General features: G+C 65.3%; 17 protein-coding genes and 1 pseudogene. 8 read left to right on the top strand and 10 right to left on the bottom strand.

Features of this window, described 5'->3' with window-relative positions; translation table 11 throughout:
• Positions 1–83: 83 nt before the first annotated feature.
• The 3 genes from ileS (at position 84) to KI609_RS06190 (ending at position 5,701) form a co-directional block, all read left to right on the top strand.
• The gene (ileS, locus tag KI609_RS06200; protein WP_226448191.1) at positions 84–2,966 is read left to right on the top strand and encodes an isoleucine--tRNA ligase; all 2,883 of its coding nucleotides are present in this window, start codon (positions 84–86) and stop codon (positions 2,964–2,966) included.
• Positions 2,966–3,469 (top strand): signal peptidase II, encoded by a 504-nt coding sequence (lspA, locus tag KI609_RS06195; RefSeq protein WP_226448189.1) that lies wholly within the window; start codon positions 2,966–2,968, stop codon positions 3,467–3,469. Before ileS ends, lspA begins: the two co-directional genes overlap by 1 nt.
• Positions 3,470–4,045: 576 nt before the next feature.
• On the top strand, positions 4,046–5,701 hold the full coding sequence (locus KI609_RS06190) for a Na/Pi cotransporter family protein (protein WP_226448187.1): 1,656 nt from the start codon (positions 4,046–4,048) through the stop codon (positions 5,699–5,701).
• A gap of 137 nt (positions 5,702–5,838) precedes the next feature.
• Here KI609_RS06190 and KI609_RS06185 read toward each other — a convergent pair whose 3' ends face one another.
• On the bottom strand, positions 5,839–6,810 hold the full coding sequence (locus tag KI609_RS06185) for a bile acid:sodium symporter family protein (protein WP_226448184.1): 972 nt from the start codon (positions 6,808–6,810) through the stop codon (positions 5,839–5,841).
• Positions 6,811–6,906: 96 nt separating this feature from the next.
• Here KI609_RS06185 and KI609_RS06180 point away from each other — a divergent pair, with 96 nt between their 5' ends.
• Positions 6,907–7,803 (top strand): LysR family transcriptional regulator, encoded by an 897-nt coding sequence (locus tag KI609_RS06180; RefSeq protein ID WP_226448182.1) that lies wholly within the window; start codon positions 6,907–6,909, stop codon positions 7,801–7,803.
• Positions 7,804–7,968: 165 nt separating this feature from the next.
• Here the strand turns inward: KI609_RS06180 and KI609_RS06175 are convergent.
• A pseudogene (locus KI609_RS06175) lies at positions 7,969–8,881 on the bottom strand (LysR family transcriptional regulator).
• A 143-nt stretch (positions 8,882–9,024) separates the two neighbouring features.
• Here KI609_RS06175 and KI609_RS06170 point away from each other — a divergent pair.
• Positions 9,025–10,086 (top strand): NAD(P)H-binding protein, encoded by a 1,062-nt coding sequence (locus tag KI609_RS06170; protein WP_226448170.1) that lies wholly within the window; start codon positions 9,025–9,027, stop codon positions 10,084–10,086.
• On the opposite strand, the gene KI609_RS06165 is transcribed toward KI609_RS06170, so the two are convergent.
• Together KI609_RS06165 and KI609_RS06160 are read right to left on the bottom strand one after the other, a co-directional pair.
• Positions 10,040–10,885, bottom strand: coding sequence for an NUDIX hydrolase (locus KI609_RS06165; protein WP_226448168.1), 846 nt, complete (start codon positions 10,883–10,885; stop codon positions 10,040–10,042). The two genes, KI609_RS06170 and KI609_RS06165, sit on opposite strands and share 47 nt — an antisense overlap.
• A complete protein-coding gene (locus KI609_RS06160) occupies positions 10,882–11,865 on the bottom strand; it encodes a quinone oxidoreductase family protein (RefSeq protein ID WP_226448166.1) in 984 nt (327 codons plus the stop codon). Before KI609_RS06160 ends, KI609_RS06165 begins: the two co-directional genes overlap by 4 nt.
• A gap of 108 nt (positions 11,866–11,973) precedes the next feature.
• On the opposite strand from KI609_RS06160, the gene KI609_RS06155 reads away from it, so the two are divergent.
• Entirely contained in the window at positions 11,974–12,873 is a 900-nt protein-coding gene (locus KI609_RS06155) for a DMT family transporter (protein ID WP_226448164.1), read from the top strand.
• 78 nt (positions 12,874–12,951) lie between these two features.
• Here the strand turns inward: KI609_RS06155 and KI609_RS06150 are convergent, their stop codons facing one another.
• From KI609_RS06150 to KI609_RS06130, 5 genes are all read right to left on the bottom strand, one after another.
• Positions 12,952–13,269, bottom strand: a complete 318-nt coding sequence (locus tag KI609_RS06150) for a YnfA family protein (RefSeq protein WP_226448162.1) — start codon at positions 13,267–13,269, stop codon at positions 12,952–12,954.
• On the bottom strand, positions 13,266–14,243 hold the full coding sequence (dmeF, locus tag KI609_RS06145) for a CDF family Co(II)/Ni(II) efflux transporter DmeF (protein WP_226448160.1): 978 nt from the start codon (positions 14,241–14,243) through the stop codon (positions 13,266–13,268). The genes KI609_RS06150 and dmeF overlap by 4 nt, the downstream gene beginning before the upstream one ends.
• A gap of 65 nt (positions 14,244–14,308) precedes the next feature.
• Positions 14,309–16,972, bottom strand: a complete 2,664-nt coding sequence (locus KI609_RS06140; RefSeq protein WP_226448158.1) for an EAL domain-containing protein — start codon at positions 16,970–16,972, stop codon at positions 14,309–14,311.
• Positions 16,969–18,033, bottom strand: coding sequence for a TRAP transporter substrate-binding protein (locus KI609_RS06135; RefSeq protein ID WP_413463419.1), 1,065 nt, complete (start codon positions 18,031–18,033; stop codon positions 16,969–16,971). Before KI609_RS06135 ends, KI609_RS06140 begins: the two co-directional genes overlap by 4 nt.
• A gap of 275 nt (positions 18,034–18,308) precedes the next feature.
• Complete coding sequence (locus KI609_RS06130) at positions 18,309–19,139, bottom strand: SDR family oxidoreductase (protein ID WP_226448154.1); 831 nt, start codon at positions 19,137–19,139, stop codon at positions 18,309–18,311.
• 65 nt (positions 19,140–19,204) lie between these two features.
• Here KI609_RS06130 and KI609_RS06125 point away from each other — a divergent pair, with 65 nt between their 5' ends.
• Positions 19,205–19,831 carry an SH3 domain-containing protein gene (locus tag KI609_RS06125; RefSeq protein ID WP_226448152.1) on the top strand — a complete coding sequence of 209 codons (627 nt, stop codon included), beginning with the start codon at positions 19,205–19,207 and terminating at the stop codon, positions 19,829–19,831.
• Between the two features lie 15 nt (positions 19,832–19,846).
• A complete protein-coding gene (locus KI609_RS06120; RefSeq protein ID WP_226448150.1) occupies positions 19,847–20,890 on the top strand; it encodes a M48 family metalloprotease in 1,044 nt (347 codons plus the stop codon).
• 89 nt (positions 20,891–20,979) lie between these two features.
• Here the strand turns inward: KI609_RS06120 and KI609_RS06115 are convergent, their stop codons facing one another.
• Entirely contained in the window at positions 20,980–21,918 is a 939-nt protein-coding gene (locus tag KI609_RS06115) for a DMT family transporter (protein WP_226448148.1), read from the bottom strand.
• Between the last annotated feature and the right edge of the window lie 218 nt (positions 21,919–22,136).

The following is a 22,136-nucleotide window of genomic DNA, read 5'->3' as shown; positions in this document are numbered from 1 at the left end:
TTGGCGGGCCCGTCATCTTTCGCGCTCCCATCCTGTTCTTGCTCCGGGCCCGCCCCGGAATGCCCTGTTTTTAAGGCTCCCTCATGTCCGACGACAACGCCAGTACCTCTTCCGCAGCGTCCACCGCCCCGGATTACCGCAGCACCCTGAACCTGCCTGACACCCCCTTCCCGATGCGTGGTGATCTGCCCAAGCGTGAGCCAGGCTGGGTCAAGGACTGGGAAGACAAAGGCCTGTACAAACGCCTGCGCGATGCCCGCCACGGCGCGCCCAAGTTCATCCTGCACGACGGCCCGCCCTACGCCAACGGCCAGATCCACATGGGCCACGCGGTCAACAAGATCTTGAAGGACATGATCACCAAGGCGCGCCAGCTCGAGGGCTTTGACGCGCTGTACGTGCCGGGCTGGGACTGCCACGGCCTGCCGATCGAGAACGCCATCGAAAAGAAACACGGCCGCAACCTGAGCCGCGACGACATGCAGGCCAAGAGCCGCGCGTTTGCCACCGAGCAGATCGCGCAGCAGATGGTGGACTTCAAGCGCCTGGGCGTGCTGGGCGAATGGGACAACCCCTACAAGACCATGAACCCCGCCAACGAGGCGGGCGAAATCCGCGCCTTCAAGCGCGTGATGGAGCGCGGTTTTGTGTACCGGGGCCTCAAGCCCGTGTACTGGTGTTTTGACTGCGGCTCCTCGCTGGCCGAGTTCGAGATCGAATACCAGGACAAGAAGAGCACCACGCTGGATGTGGCCTTCAAGTCGCATGACGCGGCCAAGCTGGCTGCAGCGTTCGGATTGCCATCGCTCTCCAAAGACGCCTTCGTCGTCATCTGGACCACCACCGCCTGGACCATCCCTGCCAACCAGGCCCTCAACCTGAACCCCGAGATCAGCTACGCGCTGGTCGATGCGGGCGAGCGCATCCTGCTCGTGGCCGAGCCCCTGGTGGCCTCGTGCCTGGAGCGCTACGGCCTCACCGGCACCGTGCTGGCGACCACGCTGGGCAAGAATCTGGGCGGTCTGGAGTTTGAACACCCGCTGTACGACGTGAAGAGCGAAGACGGCACCCAGGGCTACCGCCGCCTGTCGCCCGTCTACCTGGCCGACTACGCCACGGCCGACGACGGCACGGGTATCGTGCACTCCTCGCCCGCCTACGGGCTGGAGGATTTCAACTCCTGCGTGTCCCATGGCATGGCGCTGGACGACATCCTGAACCCCGTGCAAGGCAACGGCACCTACGCAGCCGACTTTCCGCTGTTTGGCGGCCAGCACATCTGGAAGGCCGTGCCCGTCATCATCGAAGCCCTGCGTAACGCGGGCCGCCTGATGACCACCAAGGACATCACGCACAGCTACCCGCACTGCTGGCGCCACAAGACGCCGGTGATCTACCGCGCTGCCGCCCAGTGGTTCATCCGCATGGACGAGGGCGAAGGCGTGTTCACTAAAGCAGGCATGAAACCCGCCAAGACGCTGCGCCAGATTGCGCTCGACGCCATCGAACACACCAGCTTCTACCCCGAGAACGGCAAGGCCCGTCTGCACGACATGATCGCCGGACGGCCCGACTGGTGCATCTCGCGCCAGCGCAGCTGGGGCGTGCCCATCCCGTTCTTTTTGCACAAGGATTCGGGCGAACTGCACCCGCGCACCATGGAAATCATGGACCAGGCGGCCGACATCGTCGAAAAGGGCGGCATCGAGGCCTGGAGCCGCGTGACGACCGAAGAAATCCTGGGCGCCGAAGACGCACCGCACTACACCAAGAGCACCGACATCCTCGAAGTGTGGTTCGACTCCGGCTCCACCTTCAGCCATGTGCTGCGCGGCACGCACCCCGAGGTGCACCACGACACCGGCCCCGAGGCCGACCTGTACCTCGAAGGCCATGACCAGCACCGCGGCTGGTTCCACAGCTCGCTGCTGCTGGCCTCGGCGCTGGAAGGCCGCGCGCCCTATCGTGGCCTGCTGACCCACGGCTTCACCGTGGACAGCCAGGGCCGCAAGATGAGCAAGTCGCTGGGCAACGGCATCGACCCGCAAGAGATCAACAAGAAGCTGGGCGCCGAGATCATCCGCCTGTGGGTGGCCGCCAGCGACTACTCGGGCGACATCGCGGGCGACGAGAAGATCCTGGCGCGCGTGGTGGACGCCTACCGCCGCATCCGCAACACCCTGCGCTTTTTGCTGGCCAACGTGAGCGACTTCGACCCGGCCAAGGACGCCGTGCCGTTCGACCAGATGCTCGAGATCGACCGCTACGCGCTCACGCGCGCGGCCGAGTTCCAGGCCGAGATGCTGGCGCACTACAAGGTGTACGAATTCCACCCCGTGGTGGCCAAGCTGCAGCTGTACTGCTCGGAAGACCTGGGCGGTTTCTACCTCGACGTGCTGAAAGACCGCCTCTACACCACGGCGGAAAAGAGCCTGGCCCGCCGCAGCGCGCAGACCGTGCTGTTCCAGATCACCCATGGAATGCTGCGCTGGATGGCGCCCTTCCTCTCCTTCACGGCCGAAGAGGCCTGGAAGGTGTTCGGCAACTCCGACTCCATCTTCCTGGAGACCTATGGCTCCATCGCCGGTGCCGACGAAGGCCTGCTGGCCAAGTGGGCGCGCCTGCGCGAGATCCGTGATGCCGTGAACAAGGAGATCGAAGTCCTGCGCGCCGCCGGTCAGGTCGGCTCGTCGCTGCAGGCCGCTGTCACCCTCACAGCGGCCCCCGAGGACTACGCACTGCTGGCCAGCCTGGGCGATGACCTGAAGTTCATCTTCATCACATCCGCTATTGAATTAGTAGCTGGCAGCGCTTTACAGATAAGCGTCAAGCCCAGTTCTGATACCAAATGTGAGCGCTGCTGGCACTACCGCAGTGACGTGGGCCAGGATGCCGCCCACCCCACCATCTGCGGTCGCTGCACCAGCAACCTGTACGGCGACGGCGAGAGCCGGGCGCACGCCTGATGGCCCGCACGTCGCAGGCCGGGCGTTCCGGTGCAAGCATGTGGCCCTGGCTGGCCTGGGCGGTGGTGATTCTGTTGGCGGACCAGGCGACCAAGACGCTGATCCTGGGCAACTACCGGTTGGGCGACTCCACGTTCATCACCAGCTTCTTCAACATCGTGCGGGCCCACAACACCGGGGCAGCGTTTTCGTTCCTGTCGGACGCGGGCGGTTGGCAGCGCTGGCTGTTCACCGGCATCGGTGCGGCGGCCACGGTCTTCATCGTGTGGCAACTGCGCGCTCACCCTGGCCAGAAGCTGTTCAGTTTTGCGCTGTCGAGCATTTTGGGCGGGGCCGTGGGCAACGTGGTGGACCGGCTCATGCACGGTTATGTGGTGGATTTTCTGCAGTTCCACTATGCGGGCTGGTATTTTCCGTCGTTCAATCTCGCGGACTCGGCCATCACGATAGGCGCTGCATGCCTCATCCTGGATGAACTGCTGCGGGTGCGCCGCGAGCGGTGATCTGAACCCGCACGCTGGCGCCGCATGAGTGCGGCGCCAACGCCCAAGCCAACGGCCCGCCGCGCGCGGGCCGTTGGCTTGGGGGCCTGAAAACCTCTTCAAAGTCTTTGAACAGGCTCTCAAAACGCGTCGGGGGAACTATCCCGCTTGAAAGCTGTCCAACCCCGTCGCTCCGTATTCAGCCGCCAGGCGGTGCGGGCACGGCAGCAGAACCATCTCTCGCCCCCTTAAGCGCCCACACACCCAGCCATGCACCGGCACGGCTGTCAGGGCCGCCACGGCTTCCCGACCACCGGATCGCCCCCACATGGGCATCTGCACGGGGCACCGGAATCGGGGGTATGCTTATAAGTCAGTTTTGTGACAACAACAGATGTGCGCATTGCGTGCGGGCATCTGCTGCACCCAGAGGCCGCGAAGCCGGCCCCGCAGACACCCCTGCCACCCGCCTCCGGGCACAAAAATGAGCGCCCTGCTCCACCGCGCACGGGTACGCATGTTGCAGCGCGTGGCGCGTGGTTCGAGCGCTGCTTTTGTTTCTATCACTCAAAAAATTAGAAGGATTCATCCACTTTCATGAAGCATCTCCTGAATCTTTTGGCCGCGGTAGCCCTGCTGGTGTGGGGCACTCAACTGGTGCGCACCGGCATCTTGCGGGTCTTTGGCACCAAACTGCGCCAGATGATTGCGCGCAGCGTGCGCACGCCCGCAGCGGCGGTCATGTCAGGGGTGGGCGTGACGGCGCTGGTGCAGTCGAGCACCGCCACCGCGCTGATTGTTTCGTCGTTTGTGGGGCAAGGGCTGATGGCGCTGCCCGCTGCGCTGGCGGTCATGCTGGGCGCCGACCTGGGCACCAGCGTGATGACGGTGCTGTTTTCGCTGGACCTGTCCTGGCTGTCGCCGCTGTTCATCTTTGTGGGCGTGGTGATGTTCATCGCGCGCCCCGACACCACCCTGGGGCGCATGGGGCGGGTGTTCATCGGGCTGGGGCTGATGCTGCTGGCCCTGCGCCTGATCACCGAAGCCACCACGGTGCTGACCCAGTCGCCCGCCGTGCGCACGCTGCTGGCGTCGCTCACCAGTGACCGCATGCTGGAGATCACCATGGGCGCCGCGCTCTCGGTGGTGTCGTACTCGAGCCTGGCCACCGTGCTGCTCACCGCCACGATGGTGGGCTCGGGCGGCATCCCGGTGGAGGTGGGCCTGGGCCTGGTGCTGGGCGCCAACCTGGGCAGTGGCCTGCTGGCGGTGATGACCACGCTGCGCTCGAACGTGGCCGCCCGCCAGGTGCCGCTGGGCAGCCTGATCTTCAAGATGGCCGGGGTGGCCATCATGGCCCCGTTCATTGGCCTGTGGCTGCGTTACGCCGGGCCCTATGTGGCCAACGATGCGACGCTGGTGGTGCTGTACCACCTGGCGTTCAACACCGTGCGCGTGGTGCTGTGCATCGGGCTGACAGGCCCGGTGGCGCGACTGGTGGAGCGCATCCTGCCGCCTGAGGCGGCCGTGTCGGGCACCGACACGCGCCCCCACCACCTCGACCCGTCAGCCCTGGCCACGCCGTCGCTGGCCATCACCTGCGCGGCGCGCGAGGCCTTGCACCAGGCCGACGTGGTGGAGACCATGCTGCAGGGCATGCACACCGTGTTGCGCAACGACGACCTCAAGCTCTCGCAAGACCTGCGCCGCCTGGACGATACGGTGGACCACCTGTATTCGGCCATCAAGTACTACATGACCAAAATCTCGCGGGCCGAGCTCGATGAGGCAGAGGGCCGGCGGTGGGCGGACATCATCGGCTTCACGATCAACATGGAGCAGATCGGCGACATCATCGAGCGCGTGCTGCTGGACATCGAAGACAAGAAGATCCGCAAGAACCGCCAGTTCTCCGAGGCCGGCATCGAAGAAATCAACGAGCTGCACGCGCGCCTGATCGACAACCTGCGCCTGGCGATGGGTGTCTTCCTCAACGGCAATGTGCGCGATGCGCAAAAGCTGCTCGAAGAAAAAATGCGCTTTCGCGACCTGGAACACGCCTACTCGGCCACCCACCTGGCGCGGCTGTCTGACAACACGGTGCAGAGCATCGAGACCAGCTCGCTGCACATCGACCTCATCAGCGAACTCAAGCGCATCAACTCGCTGCTGTGTTCGGTCGCCTACCCCATTCTCGAATCGGCCGGCGCATTGGCCCCCACCCGCCTGCGCGCGATGAGCGAGCGGCCCTGACGAAGAGGCCCCGGCGGGTTCTCACCTGCCAGGGCAGGGTTTTGAGCTTTTTTGGCTTCTAGCGCTTATGGAATAAGCGCCAGAAGCTATTTAAACAATAGCAAATTTCCCACCCACCCACGCCGCCGGCCCACAGCTCAGGAGCGGCGCGCGTAACGCTGCGCGAGCACCGCACACACCATCAACTGCATCTGGTGAAACACCATGATGGGCAACAGGACGGCACCCACCGCGCTGGCTGCAAACAGCACCTTGGCCATGGGAACGCCACTGGCCAGGCTTTTCTTGGAGCCGCAGAACACGATGGTGATCTCGTCTTCTTTTGAAAACCCCAGGCGGCGCGCCATCCAGGTGGTGGTCACCAGCGCCAACGCCAGCAACACAGCGCACACGGCCACCAGCCCCGCCAGCGCAGGCAACGGCAACTGGCGCCACAGGCCCTCCACCACGGCCGCGCTGAACGCCGTGAACACCACCAGCAAGATCGAGCCCTGATCCACCAGCCGCAGAACGGGCGCGCGCCGCTGCACAAACCCGCCGATCCAGGGGCGCAGCAGGTGCCCGGCCACAAAAGGCACCAGCAATTGCAGCGTGATGCGCCCGATGCTGTGCAGCGTGTCCTGCTGCGAATGCTGGGCCTGGGCCTCGGGCAGCAGCAGGCCCACCAACAGGGGAGTGATCACGATGCCCAGCAGCGTGGACGCAGACGCACTGCAGATGGCCGCGGGCATGTTGCCGCGCGCCATGGCCGTGAAAGCGATGGCCGACTGCACGGTGGCCGGCAACACACACAGGTACAACACCCCGGTGTACAACTGCGGCGTGACCAGCGGCAGCAGCACCGGCCGCAGCGCCCAGCCCAGCAGCGGAAACAGCACGAACGTGGCGCCCACCACCAGCAAGTGCAGCCGCCAGTGCGAAAGCCCGGCCTTGACGGCGTCGCGCGAGAGCTTGGCCCCATGCAGGAAAAACAGCAATGCAATGGCCGCCACGGTCACTCCGTCCAGCACGGAAGCCATGGCGCCCGAGGCAGGCAACACGCTGGCCAGCGTCACGGTGCCCAGCAGCGCGAGCGTGAAATTGTCGGGAAGAAAACGGGAACGGGTCATGAAAGAAGCACCACAAAGGCCATAAAGCGCCCGATTAAGCCGCAGCCCCATTCAAAAATGAAATGGATTGTTGTGATGGTTTTATGATTCGAGCGCATGAATATCACCTTGCGCCAACTGCATGTATTCCAGTCGGTGGCGGCCACCCACAACTTCAGCCGCACAGGCGACGCCGTGGGCCTGACACAGCCCGCCGTGAGCCGCAGCATCAACGAACTGGAATCGCAACTGGGCTTGAAGCTGCTCAACCGCACCACGCGCGAAGTCACGCTGACCGATGCAGGCCAGCGCCTGGCCGCCCGCTTGCCGCGTGTGCTCGAAGAGCTGGACAACACGTTGCTGGACGTGCGTGGCATGGCCACCGAGCGGCGTGGGCGCGTGCGGGTGGCCAGCAGCCCCACCTTGTCGGCCAACCTCATGCCGGACTGCATTGCGCAGTGCCTGCAGACGTTGCCGGGGCTGGAGCTGGTGCTGCTAGACCGCATTCAGAGCGCGGTGCTGGCCAGCGTGCTGTCGGGCGAGGTGGACTTTGGGGTCGTGATCGACCCTGGCGAGCGCGAGGCGCTGGAGTGCGAAACCATCCTGACCGAGCCCTTTTGCCTGGCCTGCCCACCCAGCCACCGGCTGGCCCGCAAACGCCACGTGCGCTGGGCCGATCTGGCTGGTGAATCGCTGGTGCTGCTGGACCACGCCTCGGGCAGCCGCCGACTAATTGACCGCGCGCTGGCCGACCACGCCGTGCCGCATACGGTGGCCCAGGAGGTGGGCCACCCCACCACCATCTTCCGCATGCTCGACGCGGGGCTGGGCATCTCGGTCATCCCCACGCTGGCCCTGCCACCCGAGGGCCTGGCGCGGCTGGTGGTGCGCCCGCTGGTGCCCCGCGTGGACCGCGACATCGTGCTGGTGCACCGGCGCAACCGTGCGCTGGCCCCCGTGGCGCAGGCCGCATGGGACCTGGTACGCGAGGTGGCGGCGCAACGGCTACGGTGAGTAGACAGGCGGGCGGTTTAAAGCAATAACGGGCGCTACCGCTTGATGATCAAGCGCAGATAGCTATCAAATTTATAGTGCTCAGCCAACACAACGTGTGGACGAGAAGGCGACGAGTCGATAAATCGAAAAGCGACCCGGCGGCGCAGTGCGGCGCTTGCCGACTCAGCCCCCCACGCCCGCCCCATCGGCCAGATACTGCTGCAGCCCCGCCACCAGCGCATCGAAAGTGACGCGGCAGCGCGGGCTGTGGCGCAGGTCTTCGTGCATGACGACCCAGGTCTCCAGGCCCCACACGAACTGCGCAGGCAGCAGGTGCACCAGGGCCGGGGCGCGCAGCGCCAGCCCGGTCTGGCACACGCCGATGCCGCCGCCCGCGCGCATGAAGGCCAGCTGCGCCACGTCGCTGTCGCTGCGCACGGCAAACCCCTCGCGCTGCCAGGCCGGAAAGGACTTTCGGGCCGCGCGCAGGAACGGGGTTTCCTCGTCAAAGCCGATGAGCCGGTGCTGCGCCAGGTCGGCCAACGCCTGGGGCGTTCCGTGGCGCTGCAGGTATTGCGGGTGGGCATACAGCCCCAGCGCCACCGCGCCCACGCGGCGTGCCATCAGCGCGTCCTGCCGGGGTTCGGTCATGCGGATGGCGATGTCTGCCTCGCGCTGCAAAAGATCGTGCACGCGGTTGCTGAGCACCAGCTCGACCGTCAGCGCGGGGTGATCGGCCTGCAGCCGGGCCAGGATCGGGGGCAGCACCTCCACCCCCACGATCTCGCTGGCGCTGACGCACCGTGCCACGCACGCCGTCGCCCTGGGCGCCGGCAGCGCGCACCAGGGCCGCAGCGGTATGGCCCATGGCCTCGGCGTATGACTGCAGTGCGAGCGCGGCCTCGGTGGGCAACAGGCCTTGCGGCGACCGGGTGAAGAGCACCAGCTCCAGCGCAGCCTCCAGCGCGGCGATATGGCGCCCCACCGTGGGCTGCGTGACGCCCAATGCCCGTGCGGCACCAGACAGCGAGCCCTCACGCAGCACGGCCAGGTAGGTGCGATAAAGCTCCCACCCAATGCCTTGGATGTCTTTGATGCCTTTGTTTTCGTCGTCGTTTTCGCCGTCGTTATCGCGTTGACTCATACATAAATGTATAGCCACTGCACTTATTTCGACAATTTCATTTTGACTCCACAACGCCCACACTGCCGGTTCTCATCTTCTTCTGGAGTTCTGGCATGGCAAATGGCAACAAGGTTCTGGTCCTCGGCGCCACCGGCGGCATCGGCGGCGAGGTGGCGCGCCAGCTGCGCGACAGAGGCTGGGACGTGCGGGCCATGCGCCGCAGCGGCCCGCAGGCCACACCGGCGCACCCCGATGGCATCACCTGGATCCGTGGCGACGCCATGCACCGCGCGGACGTGCTGGCGGCGGCCCGTGGCTGCGACGTGATCGTCCACGCCGTCAACCCACCGGGCTACCGCCGCTGGAGCGAACTGGTGCTGCCCATGGTGGACAACACGATCGCTGCGGCCCAGGCGAACGGCGCCACGGTGGTGCTGCCGAGCACCGTCTACAACTACGGGCCCGATGCCTTCCCCCTGCTGCACGAAGACTCGCCCCAGCACCCCCACACGCGCAAGGGCGCCGTGCGGGTGGAGCTGGAGCGCCGGCTGCAACAGGCCACCGTGGCCCACCCGCTGCAGGGCAGCTGCCGCGTGATCATCGTGCGGGCGGGAGACTTCTTCGGGCCGACAGCGGGCAACAGCTGGTTCGCCCAAGGCCTCGTCAAGCCCGGGCGCCCCGTGGCGGTGGTCCACACGCCCGGCGCACCTGGCGCGGGGCACCAGTGGGCGTACCTGCCGGATGTCGCATGCACCATTGCTCAGCTGCTGGAGCGCCGCTCCACGCTGCCGGCCTTTGCGTCCTTTCACATGGCCGGCCACTGGGATGCTGATGGCACCGAGATGGCCAGCGCCATTGGGCGCGTGGTGGTGCACAGCGGGGGCGCAGCGCCCCAGGTGAAGGCCTTTCCCTGGTGGCTCGTGGCACTGGCATCGCCGGTGGTCGCCACGCTGCGTGAGCTGCGCGAAATGCGCTACCTTTGGCAATACCCCGTGCGCATGCCGGGCCACCGACTGAGCGCGCTGCTGGGCCAGGAACCCCACACACCGCTGGACGAGGCGGTGCAGGCCACGCTGGAAGGCCTGGGCTGCGTGAAGAAAACCGGCACGGACAGGCTGGGCGCGGTCCTCACAGACCCCAATGCGCCGCAATCACCAGGCCAGCTTCCAGCGTGAAACGCTCTTGCACCAGGTGTTCGCGCACGACTTCGGTGGATCGCAGGGCAAACTCGTCGACCTCCCCATCCTGGTTCCGGGGCTCGGCACCCTCCGGCACCTGGGCACGAAACCAGTCGATGCGCTCGACCATATAGCCCGCGCCGCCGCCCTCGCTGCTGGGGCGGCTGAACAGCACATGGCCGCCATGCACCACATCGGCCAGTGTGTTCACGTGCAGCCCGGCCTCCTCCCAGGTCTCGCGGGCCAGCGCCTGCGGCAATGAATCGGCCGCCGACACCATGCCGCCCATCAGCGTGTCCCACTGGCCGGGGTTGTTGGGTTTGGTCATCGACCGTTTTTGCACCCACATGCGCCCGTCGGGTGTCAGGCCCACCAGGTGCACGGCGCGAGAGGCAATGCCCAGCACGCGCACAGCGCCGCGCTCCACCGTGCCCACCACCTCACCGCGCGGGTTGGTCACCGCCAACTGCTCGTTGCGCCAGGGGCCACACAACCCCTGGTCACGCAAGGCCTCTGCGAGGGTGTTGAGGGCGTCTGTGATAGCGCCGGGGCTGGCTTCGGCAAGCCCCTCCAGGCACCACGCTGCATCACCTGCATGCTCACTATTTGATAGCTTGTAGCGCTTATCCAATAAGCGCTGAAGGCCAATTTGGCTTAAAAATCCCTCTGCCACAGTGCCCACCACCTGCCCCGCCACCACCAGCGGTTGGCGTGGCTGGCGCGGTGGCTGGTGTGCCAGTTGCCGTGCGCCCGCCAGCCACTGCGCGAGCGAGGGGCTGCGTACCACCGCGTTCACAGCGTGAGGATGGTGCAGCCGGTGGTCTTGCGTGCTTCCAGCGCGCGGTGCGCCGCTTGCACGTCGGCCAGGGCAAACCGCTGCTCAATGTGAATCTTCACCTGGCCACTGGCCACCACGGCAAACAACTCATCGGCCATGGCCTGCGTGCTTTCGCGCGTGGCAATGTGGGTGAACAGCGTCTGGCGCGTGACGTAGATCGAGCCCTTGGCGCCCAGCGAGCCCGGTGCAAACGGCGCCACCGGGCCCGACGCGTTGCCGAAGCTGGCCATCAAGCCAAAGGGGCGCAGGCAGTCCAGCGATTGATCCCAGGTGTCCTTGCCCACGGAGTCATAGACCACCTTCACGCCCTTGCCGCCGGTGATCTCCTTCACGCGCGCCGCGAAGTCCTCGGTGCTGTAGTTGATGGCGTGCGCCGCGCCGTTGGCCAGCGCTAGTTGGCACTTGGCATCGGACCCTGCCGTGCCGATGAGCTGCAGGCCCAGCACCTTCGCCCATTGGCAGGCGATCAGCCCCACACCACCCGCAGCGGCGTGGAACAGCACATGGTCGCCAGGTTGCAGGCCTTCCACGGGCAGGGTTTTCTTGAGCAGGTACTGCGCCGTCAGGCCCTTGAGCATCATGGCCGCACCGGTCTCGAAGCTGATCGCGTCGGGCAGCTTGCACACGCACTTGGCGGGCATCACGCGCACTTCGCAATAGGCGCCGGGCGGGTTGCTGGCATAGGCGGCGCGGTCGCCCACCTTCAGGTGCGTGACGCCCTCGCCCACGGCTTCGATCACCCCCGCGCCTTCCATGCCGATGGTGGCGGGCATGTGGAGCGGGTACAGGCCCGTGCGGTGGTACACGTCGATGAAATTGAGCCCGACGGCGTGGTGGCGAATGCGGATCTCGCCGGGGCCGGGTTCGCCCACGGTGACGTCGACGATGTGGAGTTCTTCGGGACCACCGTGCTGGCGGATCTGGACGGCAAGGCTCATGGCAAAAGGCTCCTGGGAAGCGTGTGTTGTAACGGGCGAGACAAACGGCGGCCATCCTGCCATGAATCTGCAAGGCTTGCTGACGAGGCACCGCTACAGTGCAGCCCCATGACACAAAAACTCACGCCCGGCACGGCAGTGCTGCTGGTGATACCGCCGCTGCTGTGGGCCGGCAATGCCGTGGTGGGCCGGCTGGTGCATGACCTGATCCCGCCCGTCACCCTCAACTTCATCCGCTGGGTGCTGGCCTTTGCCATCCTGCTGCCGCTGGCCTACCGTGTGCTGCGCGCCGACAGTCCCCTGTGGCCACACTGGCGCCGCTACGCGCTGCTGGGGCTGCTGGGCATTGGCCTGTACAACGCGCTGCAATACATGGCGCTGCAGACCTCCACGCCCATCAATGTGACGCTGGTGGGCTCCAGCATGCCGGTGTGGATGCTGGCCGTGGGGGCGCTGCTTTTTGGTGCCACTGTGACGCGGCGCCAACTGATGGGCGCATTGCTGTCGATGTGTGGCGTGGTGCTGGTGCTCAGCCGGGGCGAATGGTCGCAGCTGCTGGCGTTTCGCCTGGTGCCAGGCGACGTGTTCATGCTGATGGCCACCGTCTCGTGGGCGTTCTACAGCTGGCTGCTATCCGCTACCCGCGAGCCGGCCAGCATCCGGGGCGACTGGGCCGCGTTTTTGATGGCGCAGATGGTATTTGGCCTGGCGTGGTCGGGCAGCTTTGCGGGCGCCGAATGGGCCAGCGGGCGCACGCACATCGCATGGAGCGGCCCGTTGATCGCCGCACTGGCCTTCATTGCCGTGGGGCCGGCCGTGGTGGCGTATCGGTGCTGGGGCATGGGTGTGCAGCGCGCGGGGCCAGCAGTGGCGGGGTTTTTCATCAACCTCACGCCGCTGTTTGCAGGGGTGATGTCGGCGGTGTTTCTCGGCGACACGCCACGCCCGTTTCACGCAGCAGCGTTTGCGCTGATTGTGGGCGGCATCGTGGTGTCGTCACGGCGCTGACAGTGGGGCTCGGGGCGCACGCCAGGCCCCGCAGTTGTCAAAACGCCAACACGTCAAAACGGCTCAACGTTCAACGGCTCAACGCGGCTGCAAGACGATGATGCCCATGCCCGCCAACGCCACGGCGACGCCTGCCACATCCCAGGCCGACGGTCGTATGCCATCGACCACCCACAACCAGACGATGGCAACGCCGATATACACCCCACCATAAGCCGCGTACACGCGCCCCGACGCCGCCTCATGCAGCGTCAGCAGCCACGCAAAAACCGCCAGGCTCGCTGCGGCCGGCAGCAGCAGCCAGACCGCGCCACTTTGCCGCAGCCAAAGCCAGGGCAAATAGCAACCGACGATTTCTGCCAGTGCGGTGGCGAGGTACAGAAAGAAGGGTTTCACGCTGCCGTCCCCGGGGGCGATGCCACAGCGTCAGGGCAATATTGGATTTCGATGGTCGAATGGACAATTTCTTCATGCACGGACAAGCGCTCGCGCACAACTTCTGGCGTCAGCGCCTTGTCGTGCGTCACGACCGTCAAGGCGCATGAATAAACGTTGCGGCCCACGCGCCACACGTGCAGATCGGTGATGCGGGTGCTACTGGCGCCGGGCCCCGTCTCCACCACGTCGCGAATCTCATCCACGACCGGGTGGTCCATCTCCCGGTCCAGCAGCACTTTGCCGGTGTCGACGATCAGCCCCTTGGCCCAGACTGCGACCAGCACGGCCCCGACGATGCCCATGAACGGATCCAGCCATGACCAGCCATACTTCCAACCACCCCACAGGGCCACGATGGCAAGCACCGAGGTCGCCGCGTCGGCCATCACGTGCACATAGGCCGACTTCAGGTTGAGGTCATGGTGATCGCTGTGGTGGTGGCCGTGGGGTTCATGGCCGTGGCCGTGGTCGTGGTGGTGTGCTTTCCCGAGAATCAGGGCGCAAACCACATTCACCACCAGCCCCAGGATGGCGATCACGATCGCTTGCTGGTACTGAATGGGTTGCGGCGAAACCATGCGCTCCACCGAACCGACGAGCATCATCACCGCTACGCCCAGCAGAAAAATGGCGCTGGCAAAACCGCTCAGAATCTCGATCTTCCAGGTGCCAAAAGCGAACCGTGGGTCTTTGGCGTAGCGCCGTGCGGTGCCATAGGCCAATGCGGACAAGCCAAGCGCCACCGCATGAGAACTCATGTGCCAACCATCCGCCAGCAGGGCCATCGAGTTGTACCACCACCCCGCAGCAATCTCGATCCCCATCATCGAGGCCGTGATCCACATCACCAAACGCGTGCTGCGCTCGGCGGGATCGTTGCCCGCATCGAAGACGTGGTCGTGTATGAAGTGGGAAAGTCGCTCGGTATGCATGGAGGGGTTTTCGTGAAAGATCAAAGGGCCCAGACGGACTGCTGCGCGTCCATCACGGGCTGTTGTTATGCGGCTTGCCCGATCGTGGCGATCAGCGTTTCCAGCTGCGCCACGGGCGTCGGGCGTCCCAGCAGGTAGCCCTGAAAAAGCACGCAGCCGTGCCGTGCCAGGAAGTCCCTCTGCATCTGGGTTTCCACCCCTTCCGCGATCACGTCGAGTTCGAGGTTTTTGGCCATGCCCAAGATGGTTTGCACGATCACGTCATCGGTGTGGCGCACGCCCAGGTTGCGCACAAACGACTGGTCGATCTTGAGCTGGTCCAGCGGCAGCCGCGTGAGATAGGCCAGCGATGAATAACCGGTGCCGAAGTCATCCACCGAAAACCGCACACCCTTGGTCTTGAGCAGGCTGATCTTGGCGATGGTGTCGTCCACGTTGTCCAGCACCAGCGACTCGGTGAGCTCCAGCTTAAGCAGATGGGGGCGCGCACCCGTCTCGCGCAGCACCTCAATGACCCGCGCCACGAAGTCGCGCTGACGAAACTGCCGCGCGCTCACGTTGACGGACAACTGCAGGTGCTCATAACGCGCATCGCCTTGCCAGGCCGCCAGTTGTGCGCAGGCCGTGCGCAGCACCCAGTGGCCCATGGGCACGATAAGTCCGCTTTCTTCGGCCACGCCAATGAACTCGCCAGGGGCCACCAGGCCGCGCTCGGGGTGTTGCCAGCGGATCAATCCCTCGGCACCCACGATGTGGCCATCCAGGTGAAACTGCGGCTGGTAGTGCAGCACGAACTGCCGGGCGGCCAGCGCTGCCTGCAGATCCACTTCAAGCTGCGCCCGCAAGCTGATGGCGATCTGCATCTGCGGGTCAAAAAAGCACAGCGCGTTGCGCCCTTGCGACTTGACCTGGTACATCGCGATATCGGCCTGTTTGAGGAGTTCTATCGAGGACTGCATGGTTCCACCCATCAACGTCGCCCCGATGCTGGAGGTGCTGTGGTGCACGTATTCACCCAGCGTGTAGGGCACATTGAGCTTGCGCAAAATCTTCTCGCCCACACGGCGGGTGTAGGCCGCAGCCTCCTCACGCTGGGTCGACAGTTCGTGCAGCATGACCACAAACTCGTCGCCTCCCAATCGCGCAACGGTGTCTTCGCGCCGAACGCAGGTGGTCAGGCGCTGGGCCACCTGCCGCAAGAGCATGTCGCCCACCTCGTGGCCCCGGGTGTCGTTCAGCGTCTTGAAGTGATCGAGATCGAGGAAAAGCAGCGCGCCGTATTGCCCGCTGCGCACGCTCGCCGCAATGGCCTGCTGCATGCGGTCCATCAGCAGGCGCCGGTTGGGCAGGTTGGTGAGCGGGTCATAGAAGGCCAGATTTTCGATCTCGGCGCTGGCCTGGCGCCACGCCGTCACGTCGTTGTAGCTGATGACGAGCCCGCCATCGGGCGTGGCGCGTTCGGTGATCTGGATGGTGTGGCCGTTGTTGAACACCTGTTCCTGCGGCTCGACCTGCGGCTTTTTTTGCTTGTCCAGGCGCTGCTGCACCCAGCGCGCGATGTCCGCCTCGTCCATGCGCGGCACCTGGTACGTCGCACCCCTTTCGATCACGTCGCGGAAAGACATTTGAGGGCGCACCAGGCCCTTGAGCCAGGGGAAGATTTCCTCGAAATGGCTGTTCCACTGCACCACGCGGTTTTGGTTGTCGAGCAGCAAAAAGCCGCTGACCATGGATTCGAGCGCCTGATCGAGCGTGGCCTTCGACCGGGCGATCGCCAGGCGCGCCTGCGAGAGCTGATCGACATAACGCTGCGCCAGCCACCCGGCCGCCACCAGCATCGCCACAAAAAGCAGCGCAGTGAGCCCGATGGCATCACGCTGCTCGCGCCAGGCGGCCAGCGTGGCTTGCCTGGGGATGCTGGCCGAGATGCGCAGGTCTTGGTAAAGAATCGGCCGGTAAACCACCAGCGCGGCTTCACCGGTGAGGCGCGCGGGGGCCTGCCACTGCTCGTTGGTGCCAGTGACTTCATCGAGCGGTGGCGTCAGCGTGGGCGTTGCGAGGTCTTCGCGGGCGGGAACACTCAGCAGCAACTGGCCATCGGCCCGCTCCAGCGTCACCTGCAGGCCGCTGATGTCCACCCCTTGCACCAGCACGGCGCTCAGCGCCACCACGGGGAGCTCGGCCACTGCCACCACCCGTGTGCCATCCACCATGCGCAGGTGGCGCGCAAAGAAAAGCACGCGCTCGGAACTGGCAAAGCTCACCACCGGCGCGCTGACCGTGAGCGTGGACAAGGGCTGTGCCAGCACACTGTCCAAAAACCCTGCGGGCAGATGCACCGTGTGCGCGCCGCCCCCCGGGTCGGACGACGCCAGGGTTTTACCCGTGCTGTCGAGCACGGCCACATCACGCACCATGAGGTTTTGGCGGGCCGAGCCGCGCAACCGCTGGCTGGCGGTTTTGGTGTCTACCCAGGTGGCCATCGAGCTGGACAGGTCCAGCAGCTCATCCAGGCTGGCCAACAGCACGTCCACCGACAACAACGCGCGGTTGAGCGCCGCCTCCGCGCCCGCCACAAAACGGGTGGCCTGGTCCTCGCCTTCATTGAGCGCCACCTTGCGGGTATTCCAGACCAATGCGATGGCCACCAGGACCACCGCGGCCACAAAGAAAATCACCCCGTACCAGATGGAGGCCTTGACGCGTGCGGGATTGGACGGCTCTTTCATTTGTCAGGGTCAACCATCAAGCCGCGCGTGGGGCCGATGGTCTGGTTCCAGACCTTGGCGCAACGCGCGCCACAGCGTTGTACCCAGCGTGGCAATACCGTCGATGCCAGGATCTCCTGGCGCTTGCGGTCGTCCTGGGCTGACAAGGGCACGACCACCATGGCCCCTTTGCCGCCACCCACACAGCTGGGCGCCCCCCGGTTGCAGGCAATGCCGTCTGCGGTCTCGCGTTCGGACTCGGCCCAAATGGCGGCTTCGAGGCGGGGCAGCTCCCGGCGCAGCAGCACACGCAGTTCCTCGGGCAACGCCGCCCAGGCAGCCTGGTTGGCGCCAAACACCGCAAGCCCCCAGGTCACAGGCAGGGTGTGCAAATGGGATGTGAGCGTTTGCAGGCCCAAGGTGTTGCCAGACATGGTGCCCGTGATCGCACATTCGGTGTTGCCGGTCGTCAGGCTCGGCACGATCTGGGCGAACCCGGTCAACACCGGCACGGCGCCCAACGCGCCCACAAAATCGGCCTGCGTGGCCGACGAAACACGGACACGGCGCCCCGCAAGATCCGCCAACGAACGCAAAGGTTTTTTGCAGAACACCACCTGCGCCGGATACACATACACGGCAAGGGCCTCTACCCCGTGCTGCTCACGCAGCGCTTTTTCCAGATACGGGCGAAATGCCGCCAGGGTGGTCTTGAGGGTGGCGATGTCGGGGTTCAGGCCCGCCAGATCAGGCGCGGTGTATTCCGGGTATTGCGCAGTGAAGGAACTCATCAGCGCGGTGCCAAAAGGCACCACGCCGAGTTGCAGGAGCCGCAGCATTTCAGTGCCAGGCACCCCCGCCCGGTCAAATGGCACGATCTCTGGCAAATACCGCCCCCCCGTCAAACGGGGCAGCTCCTTGCTCCAGAAAGGCTCTTCCTGGCGCGTGTATTGGCTGATCCGGCCCAACCCCCCGACGATGCGCAAGCGATAAGGCGCTGGTGCCACTGCCGCTAAAGCAGCGGTCGCAGTCGTCGCAGCTGTGGGGGCCGCAGCCTGCAAACTGCCCGATGCCCACCACATCGCGCAGAGAAGCACTGCATGGCGACGGGCGCCAGCCAGGCCGCCAAGACGGGAGATCGGTGCGGTCAACGGTGTGGGCATGGTGAGCAACGGTGATCAGTATTCCACCCATTTTCTGAGCGTCTGGGCAACTGTCGGCAAAACACGACAGCGCATTTCTACAGGCGCCGCAGATGGGTGCACCCGTACGATAACCATAGCACCAATGCCACGCCAGACAAGCGGCGAGCCCGAAGAAAACAGCCACTCGCCGTCACCCCGCGCCCAGTGCCGCATCAGAAAGTGCCTGCGTAGGCCCCGCCGTCCGCCAACACGTTCTGCCCCGTCATGTAAGCGGCCTGCGCACTGCACAAAAAGGCGCAGATGGCGCCAAACTCCTGGGCCGTGCCATATCGCCCGGCCGGAATCTGCGCCTGCTGGGCTGCGCGCACGTCGTCCACACTTTTGCCGGCCTTGCCTGCGGCGGCCGTCACCGTGGCCGCAAGCCGATCAGTGTCGAACTTTCCGGGCAGCAGGTTGTTGATGGTGACCCCGCGCGCTGCGATCTTGCTGCGCGACACCCCCGCCACAAAACCCGTGAGGCCGCTGCGCGCACCGTTGGACAGGCCCAGGATGTCGATGGGGGCCTTCACCGCGCTGGAGGTGATGTTGACGATGCGCCCGAATCCGCGTGCTGCCATGCCGTCGACCGTGGCCTTGATGAGTTCGATGGGAGTGAGCATGTTGGCATCCACCGCCTTGATCCATGCATCACGGTCCCAATCTCGAAAATCGCCGGTGGGCGGGCCGCCGGCATTCGTGATCACGATGTCGAAATCCCTTCCTGGGCCACCAGCCACCGAGAACACCGCCGCGCGGCCTTCTGCGGTGGTGATGTCGGCGGCCACGGCCAACACCTTCGGTTTGAAGCCATTTTGGCCACTAGCGCTTGCACCGTCTGCGCCTTCAGCTATCAAACGAGTAGCAGCCTCGTTCAAGGCATCGGCATTGCGCGCATTGATGACCACATGAACGCCCTCGCGTACCAATGCCAGCGCACAACCGTAGCCCAATCCCTTGCTGGCGCCACACACCAACGCCCATTTGCCTGCGATACCCAAATCCATAACAATCTCCAGTGAATGCGCTGCACGCTGCAGCCCTGACAAATCATAAGTGGGGGAGTCGTACGATGAATTGGCTACACCGTGGAGCGCACGCTCTCTGGCAGACAGGCGCAGCCATCGCCCTGTTGGTCAGTCTTGCCGGGTTTGCCCAGGCACAGGAGACCGCCGTGGTCAAGCGCGCCACCCAGTTGCGCGATGCCCCCGCAGAGAGCGGCGCCAGTGTCGCCCCGCTGGAGGCGAACACCGTGGTCACCCGCACCAGCGAGCGCAAGGGCGCCTGGACCAAAGTGAACACCGCCCAGGGGGCCACGGGCTGGGTGCACATGTTCGACCTGGGGCCTCAGTCGGGCTCTGCGTCCTCCAGCAACAACACCGCCACCAGCGGGCTGCGCAGCCTGGGCGGGCTCTTTGGCGGCAACAGTGGTGCCTCCACCACCGCGACCTCCACCGTCGGAATCCGTGGCCTGGGTGCAGAAGACATCGCCAATGCACAACCCAATCCGGCAGCGGTCAGCCAGGCCGAGGGGCTGCGCATCAACGCCGACCAGGCGCGTCAGTTCGCCAGCAATGCAGCGCTGCAGCCGCGCACGGTGCAGCCATTGGCCGAGCCTGCACGACCATCGACCAGCGGTTCGGGCGGCACCAACTCGATGAACACGCCGTATGACCCCAGCAGCTTCGGCCCCAACTGAGCAAGAAGAGTCACCATGCGCCTGACGTTCCGCCACCCTCCCACCCGCCGCCTGCTTGCCACGGCGTGCACAGCCCTGACCCTGACCCTTGTGCCCATCCAAGGGCAAAGCCAGGGCGTGATGAACCTGCTGAACGCCCTGGGCGGCAGTGGCAACGCCAGCAGCTCGGCCGGCGGCCTGCTGGGCGCCATCACTGGCGGCGGCAACACGGCCGCCCCACAAGGGGATGATCTCGTCAGCATGCTCACCCGCTCCGTGGAGAGCATCGACGAACCCCGTGAGATCGACATCGGCCGCCAGCTGGCTGCCGTGCTGCTGGGCAGCAAGCCCTTGCACCCCGACATGGCGCTGCAGCGCTACGTCAACCAGCTGGGCCGCTGGATCAGCCTGCAATCGCCCCGCCCCAACCTGCCCTGGACCTTTGTGGTGCTGGACGACCCTGGCTACAACGCGTTCGCAGCACCCGGCGGTTACGTGTTTGTGACCAAGGGGCTCATCGACCGCTGCGCCGACGAGGCCGAGCTGGCGGGCATTCTTGCCCACGAGATCACCCACGTCACAGCCAAGCACCATCTGTTGGCCCTGCGCAAAACAGCGCAGTCGGGCATGTTGACCCAGCTGCTCGCCTCCCAGATCAAGACCACGACCGTGGGCAACGTGGTGGCCTCGCAGTTCCTGGCCCTCGGCCGCAATCTCTATGCGCGTGGCCTGGACCAAACGGACGAATTCGAGGCAGACCGCACGGGCGTCGCGCTGGCCACACGGGCGGGCTTTGACCCCTATGGCCTGGTGTCGGTGCTGCAGCAACTGCGCACGGCCACGCCTGACAACCCCCTGTTTGCCCTGTCCCTGGCCACCCACCCCCCTGCACAGACACGCATCGAGCAGCTTGAGCTGGCCATGGGCAAAAATCTGGATGGATTCACGGGGGCCGCACCAGTGACGCTGGCCCAGCGCATGCTCCCCAAGGGCACGCCTGCGGCATCAGGCCCACCCGCAGCTGCAGAGCCTGCGGCACCCGCGCGCAAGTCGACGCCTCCCAGAAAAAAATCGTCGTAAACCGCCGGGCCGTGCCGCGCTGCCCGCGCGGTTAGTGACCACCGGCTTCGCCCAGGCGCCAAAGGCGATTCAAGGGGTTTTCGTTCATTTCACGGCGCGCGACGCTGCGCCATGCGGGTGAAGATGTAGATCCCCGCAATCACCAGCACCGTGCCCGCAGCCACCCAGGCCGTGAAGGGTTCACCCAGAATCCACACGCCCATGAGAATGGTCGACAAGGGCCCCACCATGCCCGTCTGCGCCGCCATGCCAGCCCCGATGCGCTCGATGGCCATCATCACCATCAGCACGGGCACTGCCGTGCACACGGTGGCGTTGAGCACCGACAGCCAGATCACCTCGGGCGCGACCACGGCGGCGCTCAAGGGTCTGAGCACTGCAAATTGCGCGATGCAACACAAACAAGCCACCGTGGTGGCCAAGCCGACAAGCCGCAACGAGCCCAGCCGCTTGACCATCTCGCCGCTGTAAACAAGATAGATGGCATAGCTGACCGCGCTCAAAAACACCAGCAAGGTGCCCCAGGCCGCATCCTTGCCCTGCAGGTTGGCCTCATGGCCAAACACCAGCAAGACGCCGGCATAACTGACCAGCATGCCCGCCGCCTGAGGCCAGCGGATACCGCGCCGGTATAAAACCCAGCCCAACGCCACCACCAGCGTGGGGTTGAGATACAGGATCAGCCGTTCCAGGCTGGCGCTGATATAGGCCAGGCCCGCAAAGTCAAGAAAGCTGGCCAGGTAGTAACCCGTCACCCCCAGCCCCAGCACCCCCAGCCAGTCCTTGCGCGTGAGAGGCGGTTTGCCCCGGCTTGCCCACCACGCCATCACCGCGAAGATCGGAAGCGCAAACAGCATGCGGTACATGATGAGCGTGACCGCATCCACCCCGTAGCGGTAGGCGAGCTTGACGATGATGGCCTTGCCGCTGAACGCGATGGAGCCCATGAACGCAAGCGCCAAACCTGTCGCTATTCTTTTTCTAGCTGCTCGCGCTTGCTCTGATTGGGCTGAAGGCACTTTATTCATATATTTCTGGAAACTATCTACGCAAGATGCCAGCCCCTGCGCTGGCACGGCCCCAACGACAAACATCGCGGCAGCCCCGTGTGATGCCCGGGTGGGCAGGGCAGAGGTTCAGTGTGACACGATGGCTGCTGTCGGCGCCATCGATCCTGTGCGCGGGCGCCACCGCGATAGGCGATGGCCAGGCTCAGGTGGGACCGCATCTGGAACGGCCCACACGA

It is taken from the genome of Acidovorax radicis, assembly GCF_020510705.1.
Classification (GTDB): domain Bacteria; phylum Pseudomonadota; class Gammaproteobacteria; order Burkholderiales; family Burkholderiaceae_C; genus Acidovorax; species Acidovorax radicis_A.
This window is presented reverse-complemented; position numbering and strand designations above follow the sequence as displayed.